The organism is Kitasatospora sp. NPDC032757 (genome assembly GCF_055579305.1).
In genome coordinates, this window is record NZ_JBVINN010000002.1 from 281733 (window position 1) to 297074 (window position 15342).

At 74.3% G+C, this 15342-nt stretch carries 17 protein-coding genes; 12 read left to right on the forward strand and 5 right to left on the reverse strand.

Annotation, left to right across the window (positions count from 1 at the left end; all coding sequences use genetic code 11):
- Positions 1-3 precede the first annotated feature (3 nt).
- From ACZ5WK_RS04355 to ACZ5WK_RS04375, 5 genes are all read left to right on the forward strand, one after another.
- Complete coding sequence (locus ACZ5WK_RS04355) at positions 4-225, forward strand: hypothetical protein (RefSeq protein ID WP_465544786.1); 222 nt, start codon at positions 4-6, stop codon at positions 223-225.
- 125 nt (positions 226-350) lie between these two features.
- Entirely contained in the window at positions 351-1136 is a 786-nt protein-coding gene (locus ACZ5WK_RS04360; protein WP_465545235.1) for an ABC transporter permease, read from the forward strand.
- The gene (locus ACZ5WK_RS04365) at positions 1133-1945 is read left to right on the forward strand and encodes an ABC transporter ATP-binding protein (RefSeq protein WP_465544788.1); all 813 of its coding nucleotides are present in this window, start codon (positions 1133-1135) and stop codon (positions 1943-1945) included. The genes ACZ5WK_RS04360 and ACZ5WK_RS04365 overlap by 4 nt, the downstream gene beginning before the upstream one ends.
- Before the next feature lie 53 nt (positions 1946-1998).
- Positions 1999-2904, forward strand: a complete 906-nt coding sequence (locus ACZ5WK_RS04370) for an ABC transporter substrate-binding protein (protein WP_465544790.1) — start codon at positions 1999-2001, stop codon at positions 2902-2904.
- Between the two features lie 4 nt (positions 2905-2908).
- A complete protein-coding gene (locus tag ACZ5WK_RS04375) occupies positions 2909-3985 on the forward strand; it encodes an LLM class flavin-dependent oxidoreductase (protein ID WP_465544792.1) in 1077 nt (358 codons plus the stop codon).
- 448 nt (positions 3986-4433) lie between these two features.
- On the opposite strand, the gene ACZ5WK_RS04380 is transcribed toward ACZ5WK_RS04375, so the two are convergent.
- Complete coding sequence (locus tag ACZ5WK_RS04380) at positions 4434-5423, reverse strand: aldo/keto reductase (RefSeq protein ID WP_465544794.1); 990 nt, start codon at positions 5421-5423, stop codon at positions 4434-4436.
- A gap of 455 nt (positions 5424-5878) precedes the next feature.
- Between ACZ5WK_RS04380 and ACZ5WK_RS04385 the strand changes: the two genes are divergently transcribed.
- The 5 genes from ACZ5WK_RS04385 to ACZ5WK_RS04405 all read left to right on the forward strand — a co-directional run bounded on the left by ACZ5WK_RS04385 (position 5879) and on the right by ACZ5WK_RS04405 (position 9903).
- Entirely contained in the window at positions 5879-6898 is a 1020-nt protein-coding gene (locus tag ACZ5WK_RS04385) for an LLM class flavin-dependent oxidoreductase (RefSeq protein WP_465544796.1), read from the forward strand.
- Between the two features lie 249 nt (positions 6899-7147).
- Entirely contained in the window at positions 7148-7717 is a 570-nt protein-coding gene (locus ACZ5WK_RS04390) for a TetR/AcrR family transcriptional regulator (RefSeq protein WP_465544798.1), read from the forward strand.
- A gap of 220 nt (positions 7718-7937) precedes the next feature.
- A complete protein-coding gene (locus tag ACZ5WK_RS04395; protein ID WP_465544800.1) occupies positions 7938-8525 on the forward strand; it encodes a DUF4865 family protein in 588 nt (195 codons plus the stop codon).
- 17 nt (positions 8526-8542) lie between these two features.
- Entirely contained in the window at positions 8543-8941 is a 399-nt protein-coding gene (locus tag ACZ5WK_RS04400; RefSeq protein WP_465544802.1) for a carboxymuconolactone decarboxylase family protein, read from the forward strand.
- Complete coding sequence (locus ACZ5WK_RS04405; protein WP_465544804.1) at positions 8938-9903, forward strand: phosphotriesterase family protein; 966 nt, start codon at positions 8938-8940, stop codon at positions 9901-9903. Before ACZ5WK_RS04400 ends, ACZ5WK_RS04405 begins: the two co-directional genes overlap by 4 nt.
- Positions 9904-9951: 48 nt before the next feature.
- Here the strand turns inward: ACZ5WK_RS04405 and ACZ5WK_RS04410 are convergent, their stop codons facing one another.
- Positions 9952-10485, reverse strand: coding sequence for an SMI1/KNR4 family protein (locus ACZ5WK_RS04410; RefSeq protein WP_465544806.1), 534 nt, complete (start codon positions 10483-10485; stop codon positions 9952-9954).
- 207 nt (positions 10486-10692) lie between these two features.
- Between ACZ5WK_RS04410 and ACZ5WK_RS04415 the strand changes: the two genes are divergently transcribed.
- A complete protein-coding gene (locus ACZ5WK_RS04415) occupies positions 10693-11352 on the forward strand; it encodes a Pr6Pr family membrane protein (protein WP_465544808.1) in 660 nt (219 codons plus the stop codon).
- Between the two features lie 112 nt (positions 11353-11464).
- On the opposite strand, the gene ACZ5WK_RS04420 is transcribed toward ACZ5WK_RS04415, so the two are convergent.
- The 3 genes from ACZ5WK_RS04420 to ACZ5WK_RS04430 all read right to left on the reverse strand — a co-directional run bounded on the left by ACZ5WK_RS04420 (position 11465) and on the right by ACZ5WK_RS04430 (position 14054).
- Complete coding sequence (locus tag ACZ5WK_RS04420) at positions 11465-11857, reverse strand: hypothetical protein (protein WP_465544810.1); 393 nt, start codon at positions 11855-11857, stop codon at positions 11465-11467.
- A 125-nt stretch (positions 11858-11982) separates the two neighbouring features.
- Positions 11983-12978, reverse strand: coding sequence for an FHA domain-containing protein (locus ACZ5WK_RS04425; protein ID WP_465544812.1), 996 nt, complete (start codon positions 12976-12978; stop codon positions 11983-11985).
- A 311-nt stretch (positions 12979-13289) separates the two neighbouring features.
- Positions 13290-14054 (reverse strand): SDR family NAD(P)-dependent oxidoreductase, encoded by a 765-nt coding sequence (locus ACZ5WK_RS04430; protein WP_465544814.1) that lies wholly within the window; start codon positions 14052-14054, stop codon positions 13290-13292.
- Between the two features lie 267 nt (positions 14055-14321).
- Between ACZ5WK_RS04430 and ACZ5WK_RS04435 the strand changes: the two genes are divergently transcribed.
- The gene (locus ACZ5WK_RS04435; RefSeq protein WP_465544816.1) at positions 14322-14942 is read left to right on the forward strand and encodes a TetR family transcriptional regulator; all 621 of its coding nucleotides are present in this window, start codon (positions 14322-14324) and stop codon (positions 14940-14942) included.
- Positions 14943-15342: the final 400 nt, after the last annotated feature.

Below are 15342 nucleotides of genomic sequence, written 5' to 3' on the forward strand. Positions count from 1 at the left end.
AACGTGTTCACCGACGCCGGACCGACCGCCGTCACCGCGGCCGAGAAGGACGTCGCGATCGTCGTCGGCAGGCAGGGCGCCACCGCGGACGTGATCTCCGAGGCCGACACCGTCCGCTTCGGCACCGTCGCCCGGTTCTTCGCCGACCAGAAGGTCACCAGGCAGCTGGTCGACGTCAGGCCGTACCTGATCGACATCAGCACGTTCGCGGGCGGCGCCGAGTGAGCACCGCCACGGCCACGGCGGCCCCGGGTGCGGCCACCGCGGCCACCGGCCCCGCCACCGCGACCGCCGCCGACGACGGCACCGCGGCCGCCCTCGACGCCGGTCTCGTCGCCCCGCGGACCAGGCTGCCCGGGCCCCGCCCGCGCGCCCTCGCCGTCACCCTGCGCACCATCGGCCCGCTCGCCCTGCTCGGCGGCTGGGCGCTGGCTTCCGGCACGGGCGCCCTCACCCAGGACGTGCTCGCCTCGCCCGGCCAGGTCGCCCACGCGGTCGGCGAGCTCTGGGGCAACGGCCAGCTCACCGACGCGCTGACCGTCTCGCTCACCCGGGCCGGCCTGGGCCTGCTCCTCGGCGCCGCGGCCGGGCTGGTCCTCGGCGTGGTCACCGGGTTCTTCCGGCTCGGCGAGGAGCTGCTCGACTCGGCGGTCCAAGTCCTGCGCACGGTGCCGTTCCTGGCTCTGGTGCCACTGTTCATGGTCTGGTTCGGCATCACCGAGACGGCGAAGATCGCCCTGATCGGCGTCGCCACCAGCTTCCCGATGTACGTCTCCACCTCCGGCGGCGTCCGCAACACCGACCGCAAGCTGATCGAGGCCATGCGCAGCTTCGGCCTCGGCCGCTGGGCTATCGTGCGCACCGTGGTCCTGCCCGGCGCCCTGCCCTCGCTCCTCTCCGGTCTGCGGCTCTCCATGACGCTCAGCGTGATCGCCCTGATCGCCGCCGAGGAGATCAACTCCACCGAGGGAATCGGCTACTTGATGGCCCAGGCGCAGAACTACTCGCGCACCGACGTCCTCGCCGTCTGCATCCTGATCTACGGGCTGCTCGGCCTCACCGCCGACGGAGTCGTCCGCGTCCTGGAGCGCTTCCTGATGCCCTGGCGCAAGGCCACCCAAGGAGCGGGCCGATGACCACCCCGACCGCCACCACCCCGACCGCCACCACCGCGCCCGCCGAACCCGCCACCGCCGAACCTGCCACCCCCACAGGGCCCGCCGCCGAGACGCCGACGGCCGGCACCGCAGCGGTCCCCGCCGTCCACCTGCGCGGTCTGCGCCGGGTCTTCGGCACCCGGGCCGTCCTCGACGGTGTCGATCTCTCCATCGCCCGCGGCGAGTTCGTCGCCCTGCTCGGCGCCAGCGGCACCGGCAAGACCACCCTGCTGCGCATCCTCGGCGCCCTGGACAAGGCCGATGCCGGCACCGTTCTCGTCCCGCCGGCGCGCACCGTGGTCTTCCAGGAGCCCCGGCTGGTCCCCTCGAAGCGGGTCCTGGCCAACGTCACCGTCGGCCTGCCACGCGCCGCCGCAACCCGCGCGACCGGGCTGCGGGCGCTCGCCGAGGTCGGCCTGGAGGAGCACGCCGACGCCTGGCCCGCCACCCTCTCCGGCGGCGAGGCGCAGCGCGTCGCGCTCGCCCGGGCGCTCGTCCGCGAGCCCCGACTGCTGCTGCTGGACGAGCCGTTCGCCGCCCTGGACGCGCTCACCCGACTGCGCATGCAGGACTTGGTCGGCGAGCTCGTCCGCCGTCACCGTCCGGCCGTGCTGCTGGTCACCCACGACGTGGAGGAGGCCGTCCGGCTCGCCGACCGCGTCGCCGTCCTGCGCGACGGCCGCCTCGTCCGCGACGAACGCGTCACCGTCGGGCGGCCCCGCGACCCCGCCGACCCGGCCTTCGCCGAGCTGCGCCGCCGCCTGCTCGCCGACCTCGGCGTCCACTGACCCCGCTCCACCGGAGCCGGCCCCAGCCCCCACCACCCGCAACGGAGTTCACCATGGCCATCACCCTCGGCGTCCATGCCGCCAACCCCACGCTCTACTACCTCTCCCGGCTGGACCACCTCGACGAGGAGCTGGCCCCGCTCGGCGAGACCGGCGCGTTCCACCACTACACCGACGGCACCCGAACGGGCGAGCTGCTCGCCGACGGAACGATCGACTTCGGCGGTACCGGATCCACCCCGCCGGTCACCGCCCAGGCCGCCGGCCACGACCTGGTGTACGCGGTGGTCTCCGCGCCCCGTCCGGACCACGGCGCGCTGCTGGTGCGTGACGACGGCCCGGTGCGGTCCGTCGCCGACCTCAAGGGCGGGACCGTCGTGCTCGGCGTCGGCTCCTGGCAGACCCACCTGCTCGCCAAGGCCCTGTACGCCGAGGGCCTCTCCTACGCCGCCGACATCACCCCCGTCCGCCCGGCGGCCGGCCAGGACCAGGCGCAGCGGCTGCGCGACGGCGAGATCGCCGGCTGGATCGCGCAGGGCGCCGAGCTGGCCGCAGCCCGGCGGGGCGGAGGGTTCCGCGAGCTGATCCGGACGGGTGACGTCATCACCGACCGCTCGGTGTTCTTCACCCGCCGAGGCTTCGCCACCGACCGCCCCGAGGTGGTCGCCGCGATCGGCGCCGCGCTGCGCCGGGCGGACGCCTGGGTGGCCGCCAACCCGGCCGAGGCGGCCGCGATCGCCGCCGCCGACCTGGGCGGCACGGCCGAGGACTGGGAGGCCGCTCTGGCCGCGCTTCCGTGGCAACTGGAGCCCGCCACCGCCGGGTTCGTCGCCGAGCAGCAGGAGGCGGCGGACATCTTCCACGGGGTCGGCTTCATCGACCGCGCGGTGACCGTGGCCGACGCCCATCTGCCCGGCCTGGAGGCCCTGGTGGCCGCCGCGCTCGCCAGGGCGGTCTGACCCGATGGCCTCCGAAGTCCTCTGGTACATCATCCCGCGCGAGGGGCACTACCCGTGGGAGCCCGCCGGCCGCCGGCCGGTCGACCTCCGCTACCTCCAGCAACTCGCGGTCAGCGTCGAGAGGTTGGGCTACACCGGCGCGCTGCTGGCGACCGACCTCTACGACGTCTGGGATCTCGGCAACGCGCTCGCGGCCGCCACCACCCCCGCGTTCAAGCCGCTGCTGGCCGTGCACCCCGGACTGATCTCGCCCACCCTGCTGGCCAAGATGGCGCTCAGTTTCGACCACCTGCACGGCGGCCGGCTGCGCTTCAACGTGGTCAACGGATCGACCGCGCAGCTGCGCGAGTACGGCCTGGACGTCGAGCACGACGACCGGTACCGGCTCAGCGCCGAGTACTGGTCGATCGTCAAGCGCCTCACGGCGGGTGAAGTCTTCGACCACAAGGGCGAGTTCTACGACCTGAAGAACGCCGGTGCGAGCCTGCGCGAGCTGACCCCGGTGCAGCCGGGCGGCATCCCGCTCTGGTTCGGCGGCAGTTCGGCGGCCGGGATCGAGATGGCCGCCCGGCATGTGGACGTCTACCTCACCTGGGGCGAGCCGCCGCACCTGCTGAAGGAGAAGCTGGACCTCGTCCGCGAGCGTGCCGCCGCGTACGGGCGCAGCCTGCGGATCGGGCTGCGGCTGCACCTGATCGTCCGTGACACCGAGGACGAGGCCTGGGCCGCCGCGGACCGGCTGCTCGACGTCACCAGCGAGGCCACCTACGCCCGGCAGCTCGGCGGTGCCAAGGGCGAGGACGGGGTCGGCTGGCAGCGGCAGTTCCGCCAGCACGGCGGCAGAGTCCCAGCGCGTGCAAGGGAGTTGGAGAGCCACCCGAATCTCTGGCCCGGAATGAGCCTGTTCCGCCCGGGGCCGGGAACCGCGGTGGTCGGCTCCACCGCGCAGGTGGTCGAGCGCCTCCAGGAGTTCGAGTCGCTCGGCGTGGACACCTTCATCCTCTCCGGCAACCCGCTGCTGGAGGAGGCCCACCGGGTGGCCGAGACGGTGTTGCCCGCGCTGGGGATCAGTCGCCGGTAGCGCGCGGCAGCGTGCCGGGCAGGACGGGGAACGGCGCGGGGGAGGTCAGCGCCGGCTGACGGGCGAAGCGGGCCAGGGTGCGCAGGAGGATCGTCCGCACGGGGGACTCCCGGGGTCTCGAAGGACGTGTGCGGACGGTGCAACGCCCGGCGCCCCGGCGGGTCACGGCCCCGGCGTGCGCGGCCTGCCCGGCTGCCCGGCCGGAGTGCGGTCGCGGGGGGGGGGGGGGGGGGGGGGGGGGCGCCCCCCCCCCCCCCCCCCCCCCCACCCCCCCCCCCCCCCACCCCACCCCCCCCCCAAACACACCTCTCCCCCCCCCCCCCCCCCCCCCCCCCCCCCCCCCCCCCCCCCCCCGCCCCCCCCCCCCTCCCCCCCCCCCCCCCCCCCCCCCCCCCCCCCCCGCGACTCCGCCGGGTCCCCGCGCAATCCGCCGAGACCTGCCAGGAGTTCAGCGGCTCAGCGCGTCGATCTCTGCCAGCTCCTCAGTGGTCAGCGGGCCGCCGTTCAGCGCGTCGATGTTCTGGTCGAGCTGCTCGACGCTGCTGGCGCCGATGATCACCGACACCACACGCTCGTCCCGCAGCACCCACGAGAGCGCCAGCTGGGCGAGGGTCTGGCCGCGCCGTTCGGCCACCTTGTTCAGGGCCCGCAGCTGCTCCAGCTTGGCGCCGGTCAGCGCCTCCTCCTTGAGGAAGTGCCCGACCGACATCCGCGAACCCGCCGGCACCTCGCCGGAGAGGTAGCGGTCGGTCAGCAGGCCCTGGGCCAGCGGCGAGTAGGCGATCAGGCTGGTCCCGGTGTCGCCGACCGCGTCGAGGACGCCGTCCTCCACGGACCGGTTGAGGATCGAGTACGCGGACTGGTTCATCAGGACCGGCGTGCCCAGGTCGCGGAGGATCGCCACCGCCTCCCGGTGCTGCGCGGCCGGGTAGTTGGAGATGCCCGCGTACAGGGCCTTGCCCGAGCGCACCGCCGAGTCCAGCGCGCCCATGGTCTCCTCCAGCGGAGTGTCCGGGTCGTGGCGGTGCGAGTAGAAGACGTCCACGTAGTCCAGGCCCATCCGGCCCAGCGACTGGTCCAGACTGGCCAGCAGGTACTTGCGGCTGCCGCCGTCGCCGTACGGGCCCGGCCACATGTCCCAGCCCGCCTTGCTCGCGATGAACAGCTCGTCCCGGTACGGGCGGAAGTCCTGCGCGAACAGATAGCCGAAGTTGCGCTCGGCACTGCCGTACGGCGGGCCGTAGTTGTTCGCCAGGTCGAAGTGGGTGATGCCCCGGTCGAACGCGCGGCGCAGTACCGCCCGCTGCACGTCGAGGGGCTGGGTGTCACCGAAGTTGTGCCACAGACCCAGCGAGACGGCGGGCAGCTGGACGCCACTGCGGCCGGCCCGGCGGTAGGTCATCGAGGCATAGCGGTCATCCGCGGCGAGGTAGGTCATGGCGGACATCCTGCCAGTCCGGCGGCCGGGATCAAGCTCTTGCCCCGCTCCCGACCGGTGCCTATGCTCGCGGGGGATCGTGTGTGTGCGAGGCGAAGGGGGGAGCGGGGATGTCCGACCGTGCCGCGCCCCCGCGCTGTTGTCGCCCCGGCAGCCCCGGCAGCCCCGGTAACCTCCGCGGCCCGCGCCCCGCCGCGCGCTGACACCGCGCAGAGCCGACCTCCGCCCGAGAGCCGACCTCCGCGCGGTCCTGCCCCCGGTGCTGCCCCCGTGCGAGCGCAGCCGCCTGCCGGGCGCTCCGCCGGGCCGCCACCGAAGCCCCGGGCCCCGCCGTCTCCCGGCGGAGCCGATCTCCGAGCGCCTCTCAAGGCCACCGGGCGCCCCGAAGGCCCTCGCAGGCCTTGCGGGGCACGCCCGGTGGCCCCAGGCCGCCGAACGCCCACAAGGAGGCCGCCATGCGGTTCACCGTCTCGTCCCTCGTCTCCAACGGACCCGACCCCGTCACCGGCGTGCAGCGCACCCCGTACGAGAAGCTGCACAACGTCATCGACCAGGCCGTCACCGCCGAGCGGCTCGGCTTCGACGGCTACGGGGTGGGGGAGCGGCACGGTGAGCCGTTCCTCTCCCCGGCGCCGCCCGTGCTGCTCAGCGCCATCGCCGCCCGCACGTCCACCATCCGGCTCTTCACCACCGTCACGGTGCTCAGCATCCTGGACCCGGTCCGGGTCGCCGAGGACTACGCGGTGCTCGACCAACTCTCCGGAGGACGCCTCGAACTGATCATCGGCAAGGGCAACGACCCGCGCCACTTCGACCTGTTCGGCCTGCCGGAGGAGCGCCAGTGGGACGCGCTGGCCGAGAACTACGGCCTGCTGCACCGGCTCTGGCGTGAGGAGAAGGTCAGCTGGGAGGGGTCCACCCGGCCGCCGCTCACGGGGGTGACCACCTCGCCGCGCCCGTTCCAGGATCCGATCCCGGTCTGGCACGGCAGTGCCACCAGCGAGCAGTCCACCGATCTCGCCGCCCGCTACGGGGACCCGCTGTTCTCCGCCAACTCCTTTCACCCGCTGGCGAAGTACAAGGCGCTGGTCGACCACTACCGCGAGCGCTGGGAGCACCACGGCCACGACCCGAAGGACGCGAGGGTCGGCACCGGCTTCGGCGGCCTGTTCATCGCCCGGCGCTCGCAGGATGCCGTCGCGGGCTTCCGCCCTTACTGGGACGCGCTGTTCAACTCCGCGGCCGGCAAGCACAACAACTCGCCGTTCACGTCGCTGGAGGACGCGCTGGAACGCGGTTCGGCGCTGGTCGGCAGTCCGCAGCAGGTGATCGAGAAGATCCACCGCTACCACGAGGCCTTCGGCAACGAGGTGGTCGGCATCGGCGTGGACTCGCTCACCGAGGAGGTGCAGCACGAGCAGCTGGAACTGTTCGCGAGCGAGGTCGCCCCGGTGATCCGCCGTGAACTGCCGTGACTGCCGGTGGGCCTGACGCTCCGGCATCGTCGGCCGGGATGCGGCTCCGGCAGCCGCCGTCCGACCGTTCCCCCGGGTGACGCGCGCCTCCGTGACGCGGTGAATGCCGCGCTGCGTCCCGGGGGACGGTGATCACACGGGGCCGTGGACCGCCGGCGGCGGCCCACGGCCCATCGGCGTCTCACGAGCCCCCGGCTTCTGTACCTACTGGTATGGACACTGTACCTACAGGTATGTACAGTGATCCGCATGGCAGCAACCCAGGACCGCCTCATCGAGAGCACCCAGGAACTCCTCTGGGAGCGCGGCTACGTCGGCACCAGCCCCAAGGCCATCCAGCAGCACGCCGGCGTCGGCCAGGGCAGCATGTACCACCACTTCACCGGCAAGCCCGGCCTCGCCGCCGCCGCCCTGCGCCGCAGCGCCGAGCAGATGCGGGCGATCGCCGAGGCCGACCTGGCCGGCCCCGGCACCGCCTACGACCGGATCGCCGCCTACCTGCACCGCGAACGCGAGGTGCTGCGCGGCTGCCGGATGGGGCGGATGGCCCAGGACCCGGACGTCATCGCCGACCCACAGCTGCGCGCACCCGTCGAGGAGACCTTCGACTGGCTGCGCGGCCGTCTCGCCGAGGTGGTCGCCGAGGGGCAGGCCGCCGGTGAGCTCACCCCCGCCGCCGACCCGGCCGACACCGCCGCCGCCGTGGTCGCCGTCGTCCAGGGCGGATACGTCCTCGCCCGGGCCGCCGGCACCGCCGAGCCGTTCGAACAGGCCGTCCGCGGCGTCCTCGGCCTGCTCGCAGCCCACCGCATCGGCTGACCGGCCCATCGCCCCGGCCGAAGCACCTGCGTGAAGCACCGGCCCGGCGCACCCGCCTGAGCTGCCCGCCTGAGCTGCCTGCGCGAGACGCTCGCCTGAGCCACCCGCGTTGAAGCACCCGCCTGAGCTATCCGCCCTGAAGCACCCGCCTTGAAGCACCCGCCGCCCGCCGGGCCGGCCGACGCGTCCGGCCCGGAGTCACGACTCGGGGAGACCGCCCGTGCACGCCATGCAGTACGAGATCACCCTCCCGGCCGACTACGACATGGGGATCATCCGTCAGCGGGTCGCCGACAAGGGCCACCTGCTCGACGCCTTCCCCGGCCTCGGCCTCAAGGCGTACCTGATCCGCGAGCGCGGCCGGGCCGGGTCGCCCGTCAACGAGTACGCCCCGTTCTACCTCTGGCGCACCCCCGAGGGCATGAACAGCTTCCTCTGGGGCCCGGGCTTCCGCGGCCTGAGCCAGGACTTCGGCCGCCCTGCCGTCCGTCACTGGCTCGGCACCGGCCTGCGCCGCGGCCCCGCCCGGGACGCCCCGGTCACCGCCACCCGCCATGCCACCCGCCACATCGAACGCCTCCCGGAGGGCGCCGACCCGGCCGAGGCCGTGGAGGCCGCCCTCGCCGCCCTGCCCGACCACCCCGCCCTGCACACGGCCGCGGTCGCCGTCGACCCCAGCCGCTGGGAGCTGCTGCGCATCGCTCTCTGGGACGGCGCGGCCCCCGAGGCCGAACCCGGCACCCGCTACGAGGTGCTCCACCTGTCCAGCCCCGAACTCGACCGGCTGCCAGCCGGGCGCCACTGGTGAAAGGACCACCCCCTCCGATGGACTCCACCGCGCTCACCCCCACCCCCTTGGACCGCGCCGCCGGCTACGCCCTGCTGAACGAACTCGCCGGCCCGCAGACGCAGGCGACCACCCTCCAGGGCCTGGACGAACTGGCGCCCGGTTTCCCCGACTGGATCGTCACCAGCCTCTTCGGCGGCACCTACCAGCGGCCAGGCCTCGCCCTGCGTGACCGTCAGATCGCCAACCTGGCGGCCCTGACCGCGCTCGGCGGCGTCGAACCACAGCTCGCCGACCACGTCCGCATCAGCCTGCGGATCGGTGTCACCCGGGAGGAGATCACCGAGGTGCTGGTCCACCTCGCGCCCTACGTCGGCGTTCCCAAGGCGCTGGCCGGCCTGCGGGTCGCCGCCGCGACCTTCGCCGAGTCCGCATGACCGGCGCCGTCGCTCCGGGCGCCGCCGTCCGCGCCGACCGCACCGTCCTCGGCGACCCCACCGTCCGCACCGTCCTCGGCGACCTCGACCCCGCCGAGCTCGGCGTGTGCGACGCCCACGACCACCTCTTCCTTCGCAGCCCCCGCCTCCCCGGCGAGGAGTTGGACGACGCCGCCGCGGCCGAGGAGGTCCTGCGCGCCTTCGCGGCGGCCGGCGGCCGGGCGTTCGTCCAGTGGACCCCGCACGGCATGGGCCGCGGTGGCGACGCGCTCGCCGGGCTCTCCCGCGCCACCGGCGTCCACCTGGTCGCGGCCACCGGCCTGCACCAGGCCGTCCACTACGAACCGGCCGTGCTGGCCGCGCTGTACGAGGGGCTCGGTGAGCTGTTCACCGCCGAGCTGACCACCGGCCTGCGCGACGTGCCGGGCGGCGTCCGGGCCGGACTCGTCAAGGTGGCCGGCGACTACCACGGCCTCGGCGACCACACCCGCCGCGTGATGGCGGCCGCAGCCGAGGCCCACCACGCCACCGGGGCCCCGATCGCCGTGCACCACGAACTCGGCACCGCCGCGTCCGACGTCCTGGACCTGCTCTGCGACCGGTACGGCGTGCCCCCGCAGCGGGTGATCCTCGGCCACCTCAACCGGTTCCCCGACCTACGGCTGCACCGGCACCTCGCCGAGTCCGGCGCGTACCTCGCCCTGGACGGCCCCTCCCGTGCCCACCACGCCACCGACCACCACCTGTTCGACACCGTCGCCGCCCTGGTGGAGGCCGGCCACGCCCCGCAACTCCTCCTCGGCGGCGACACCACCACCCGCACCGCTCGCCTGGCCCCCGGCCCGGCGCACCTCCTCACCGCCCTCGCTCCGCGCCTCGCCCGTGAGTTCGGCCCCGAGCTGCCCGAGCTCCTCCTGACGGCCAACCCGGCCCGGGCGCTGGCCGTGGCCTGGCCCTCCTGAGCGGGCACCTCCGGCACCGACGTACCGGGTCCTGTCCCCGCGGCCGGTTCAGCGGCAGAGTGCGTCGAGGTCCTCCGAGAACGTGGCGAACTCGCTCTGCGCCTCCGCGATGATCTCGCGGGCGGGCCGGCGCGCGGTGGTGGCGTGGCGCTCGGCCAGGTCGGCCAGGACGGGGGAGGGACGGGACTCCCACTCCTCGTGGACGGCGGCCTCCAGCGGGCCGAGGCCGTCGGCCAGCACCCAGAGGAAGTCGGAGAGGCTCCCGGCCACCACCCCCCGCTCGCCCTCCGAGCCCAGGAAGACCACCGGCTGGTCGGCGAGCGGGCGGCCGGGCCGCACCAGCCAGAGTGCGGCCAGGCCCCCGGTGCCGTCCTGCCCGAACACCCGGTAGGCGGCTCCGTCGAGCTCGCGGTTGCCGGTCCAGGACCGGATCCAGTCGGTGGTCTCCTCGGCGGAGTCGAAGACGTCGTACGGCTCGAAGTCGACGCCCTCGCCCTCCTCGCCGTACTCGAACTCCACCCGGGCCACCTCGGCCAGGGCGGGCGGGAAGCTGCGGTCGTCGCCGGTCGTCGTCGCGGTCATGCCCGCACGCTAGCGCCTCCCCCCGACAGACCGATCCGCCGCCCGCCGCGGGTCGCCCGCCGCCCCGCCACTCAGGCCCCTCTGCTCACCGACCGACGTGCCGGCCACCGGCCCGTCGGCCGCCGCCCGGTGGCCGGATTCCCGTGCCGGGGTTTGAATCTGAGCAACCACGGCACCGTAGCCCCCGGCGGAGAGGCGGATCCGAGGATGTACCGATGGCTCGCCCCGGCCAGGATCGCCTTCGCGCTCCTCACCGTCGTCGCACTCGGCTTCGCGGGCCACCGCGCCGCGACCGGCATCACCGGACTGCCGAACTTCTTCAGCTACTTCGGCAACCTCAGCGCCATGGCCGCCGCGGCCGTCCTGCTGCTCGGCGGAGGGGCCGCACTGACCGGCCGGCGCCCGGTGCCCGGTACGGTGCGGGGCGCGGTACTGCTCTGCACGACCGTCACCGGGCTCGCGTACGGACTGCTCCAGGCGCCCTACCCCGTCGACATGATGGTCCCGTGGGTCCACCACGTCGTGCACCAGGTGGTGCCGGCCGCAGTGCTCGCCGACTGGCTGGTCGACCCGCCGGAGCGCCGGATCCGCCCGGTGGAGGCAGCCGGCTGGCTGGTGCCCCCGCTGCTCTACCTCGCCTACACGCTGCTCCGCGGCGTGGTGGTCGACTGGTACCCGTACGTGTTCCTCGACCCCGCCATCCCGGGCGGCTATTGCCGGGTCGCGGGGGCGTCCTTCCTGACGACCGGGGGCTTCGCCCTGGTCGGGGCCGTGCTGCTGTGGGCGGGCAACACCCTCGGCGACCGCCGGGACGCCCGTACCGGCACCGCGCCGACCGGCCGCCGCGCCCACGCCCGGCCGACCTGACCACGAGCCGGAGGCGCGCCCTGGACGCGGTCCGACGACCGCGGGCCGGCGGCGGCGAGCCACCGGCCGAAAGCCGGGTGGTCCGAGCAGACGGTCCGAGGACGGGCCGGCCTCAGCCCCCGAGGGCATGCAGGACCGGCAGGCCCAGGGTGCCCAGCCAGCCGGCCAGTGCGGAGAGAGGTCCGAGCAGGCCGGTGCCGGCGGCGACGAGGGCGCCGGCGGAGCTGAGCAGCCTGGTGACCCGGGTCAGTCGGCCGGCGACCGCCTCGCGGTCCGGCTCCGGCCGGGCGACCTCCGCATCGATCGAGTCCAGTTCGGCCCGGACCTCGGGCGCCACCGCCGGCGGCAGCTGCGCCTGCTCGACGGCCGTACGGAGTTCGCCGACCAGCCCGCGCACGTCCTGCCCGTCCGCCGTGAAGTGGCCGGACTGACCGCCGTGGACGGTCTGGTCGCCGGCGACGTTGTTGATCACGCCGCCCTGCTGGCTGCCGATGTTGAAGACCATGGCCGGGCCTCCCGTGATGGACTCGGTGCGGCGGCTCGATGCGACGGCTTGACGCCGTGATTTGATGCGTCGGCCTGACGCGACCGCCCGGGCCGGCGGCCACCGACGGGGGCGACGCAGTGGCCTCAGCGCGGCGGGGGCGGCACGTTCAGCCGGCGTGACTCCTCCTCCTCGAAGCGCCGGCGCCGCGAGGTGGTCACGACGTGCAGGACGATGCCGACGATCAGCAGGACGCCGCCGATCGCCGCCGCCGCGAAGCCGAGGGCGCCGACCGGTACTCCGCCGACCTTCGGCCCGAGCAGGTCGGGTACGGAGAAGTCGGGGTTGGCGGACTGGGCGGCGTTGTTGGTGCGGACGATGAAGCTGACCAGCGCCCAGCCGTAGACTCCGCCGCCGATCACGAGCAGCAGGAAACCGGCCATGACCAGGTGCCGTGCCCGGGTGCGGGTGGCGGCGATCTCGCGGAAGAAGCTGTCCCGCCGCGCCTGCATCACGTAGTTGTACTGGTTCCCGGCGACGTTGCTGAGGTTCCCGGCCTGCTGCTGCTCCACGTCGAACCGGTGCCCCGCCGCGGGCTGCGGCCGCTCCGGTTGCGCAGGGCGTGCCGGAGGCGGCGGCGCCTGGTGGGACGGTGGCTGGGGGGACGGCGGCGGTGCCTGCTGGGACGGCTGCGGCCACTGGGGCCGTGGTGGCTGTGACGGCGGTGGCGGCGCTGGTGCCTGCCGGCCCGGCGGCGGGACGCCCGCGACGGTGGCCGTCAGCCCCGCCGCGCCGACCCCGGGGACGGTCACGGCGGTGTCGCGCGGCTCCTCGTAGTGCACCTCGAACGGGCCGAAGTCCAGCACGTCCCCGGTGTGCAGCTCCTGCTGCCCGAGCACCGGGTGGCCGTTCAGCCGGGTGCCGTTGGTGGACGCGAGATCCTCGACGGTCGTGTGCCCGCCGGACCGCCACACCACGGCATGGCGCCGGCTGACGCCGGGATCGCCCACGTGGATCTGACACTCGGAGTCCCGGCCGACCGTCATCGGCTGATCGGCGAGGACGAAGACCTGCCCGTGGAGCTGGTCGGGGCTGTCGACGACGAGACGGGGTAAGGCTTGCTCTCGCGAAGGCGGGCTCATGGCACTACCTCCTGCCGGGTGAGACCGGCGAACCGGTGAACCGGTGAACCACTGACGGCGGCGGATCGGTCCGCCCGCCCGTCGGCTCGGGTGCCTTCCCTTCCAGTAAAGGCCACCCCCGCGCTCAGGAACAGCCCCGACCGGGGTCGCCCTCCGGGAAACCGCCGGCCGGCCGGCTCGGGCACCGGGCGCCGGGGCACCGCCGGGCTCCGCTCGCGGCCCTTCGCCGGCCGGCTGTGACGGGCCGAAGCGGTCGAGACCGGGGCCGCCGACCGCTTCGGCCCGCCACCGATGACCCGGCGGGCAGCGGGTCACATGTGGGTGCCGCCGTCGATCCGGATCTCGGTGCCGGTCACGAAGGCGCCGTCGTCCGAGGCCAGCATGGCGATCACGCCGGCCACCGTCTCCGGCCCGGCGAAGCCCTGGCCGAGGGCGGGGGAGAGTTTGGCGAGCAGGCTGAAGTCGGCGTCCTCCGGCAGGCCGGGGTTGTTGGTCATGCCGCTGTCGATGCTGCCGGGGGCGACGCAGACCGCGCGCAGTCCCTGCTTGGAGTACTCCGACGCGATCGCGTGCGTGAAGGACTGGATACCGCCCTTGGTCGCGGCGTACGCGGCCATGTAGGGGTGGGCGAAGGTCGCGGAGGTGGAGCTGAAGTTCACCACCACGCCCTTCCCGCCGGTGAGCAGGGCGGGGAGCGCCTCGCGGGTCATCAGGAACGTGCCGGTCAGGTTGACCGCGATCAGCTTGTTCCAGAACTCCAGCGTGGTCTCGTGGGTGTGCGAGGAGCGCAGGATCCCGGCGGCGTTGACCAGGACGTCCAGCCCGCCGAGGCTGGCCACCGCCTCGGCGACACCCGTCCGGACGGCGGCCTCGTCCGAGATGTCCAGCACTGTGATCGTCAGACGGTCGGCGGTGCCCGCGGCGGCCGCCCGGTCCAGGGTGGCCTTCAGGCCGTCCTCGTTGACGTCGACCGCGACGACCCGCCCGCCCTCGGCGAGGATCCGGTGCACGGTGGCCTGGCCGATGCCCGAGCCGCCGCCGGTGATCAGGACGTTCCGTCCGCTGAAGCGCTCCATGGTGGTACTCCGTTCGTTCGTGGTCTCGCGACCTCGCATGACACGGTACGCCGAAGTGGCACAACGTGCCAATAAGGCTCAACGTGCCACATCGACACTCCGTGTCCCGCGCTGCGCTGCGCTGCGCCGACGTGACCGGCTGCGCCACCGCGACCCGCCGCGCCAGGCCGATGCCGCGTCACCGCGACCCGCCACGCCATCACGGCACGCCGCGCCGAAGTGGCACGTTGCGCCACCGCGCCCGCCCGCCCGCGTACGCTGACCACCGTGACCGGACGCCCGACCCTGAACCAGCGCCGCCGTGACGCCACCCGGCTGGAGATCGCCCGCAACGCCGCCGAACTCTTCGCCGAGCGCGGCGCCGACGCGGTCACCGCCGAGGAGATCGCCCTCGCCTCCGGCATCTCGCTGCGCACCTTCTACCGCTACTTCTCGGTCAAGGAGGACGCCGTCGCCCCGTTGCTGGCGGCGGGCGGGCAGCGTTGGGTCCTGCTGTTCGCGGAGAGCTCGGCCGAGCTGCCGGTACGTGAGGCGCTGGAGCGCTCGGCGGTCGAGTCGCTGACCCCGTCCGACGACCCGGCCGTCGAGGCCATGCACTGGACCCGCGACCTGCTCCGGGACCCGAGCCTGGCCGACGTCTGGCAGCGGGTGCACGGCGACTCGGAGGAGCGGCTGCGCGAGGTGATCGCCTCCCGTTGCCCGCACGGGACGGACGCGCTGGAGATCCGGCTCGCGGCGGCGGCCGCGACCACCGCCATTCGGGTGGCGTTGGAGGAGTGGGCCTTCTCACAGGCCCCGACCGCCGGCCCGGGATCGCCCCAGGAACTGGGCGCCCGCTGCATGCGCGAACTGACCGCAGGTCTGCGCCTCTGGGCGCTCGTCAGCTGACCGGATGCCAGTTCACCGGGTGCCAGTTCACCGGGCGCCAGTTCACCACCGGCACCGGCCCGTGCCCGTACCACGGCCCCTGCGCCACCGGCCAGGTGCGCCACGGCCCACCTGCGCCACCGAAAGCCTCGCGCCACGCCCGGAGCGCCCGATGCGCGCCCGCCCGCATCACCCGCCGCCTCGCCGCGTCGCACCTCCGCACGCCCCCACGTCATACTTCCGGACCCCGTCCCACCCGCGGATCCCCGCTGGTCGGCGGGTTCGGAAGGCCTCCGTGGCCCGCTAGGCTTGTTGACCGAGCCTCGGCGACGGCCCCCGCTGCGGACGGGGAACCGGGGCGGCCGTCCCGAGTGTCCTGGCAACTGGCCGCCGATGGTCGGGGCAGGGGACGTACGAGGCG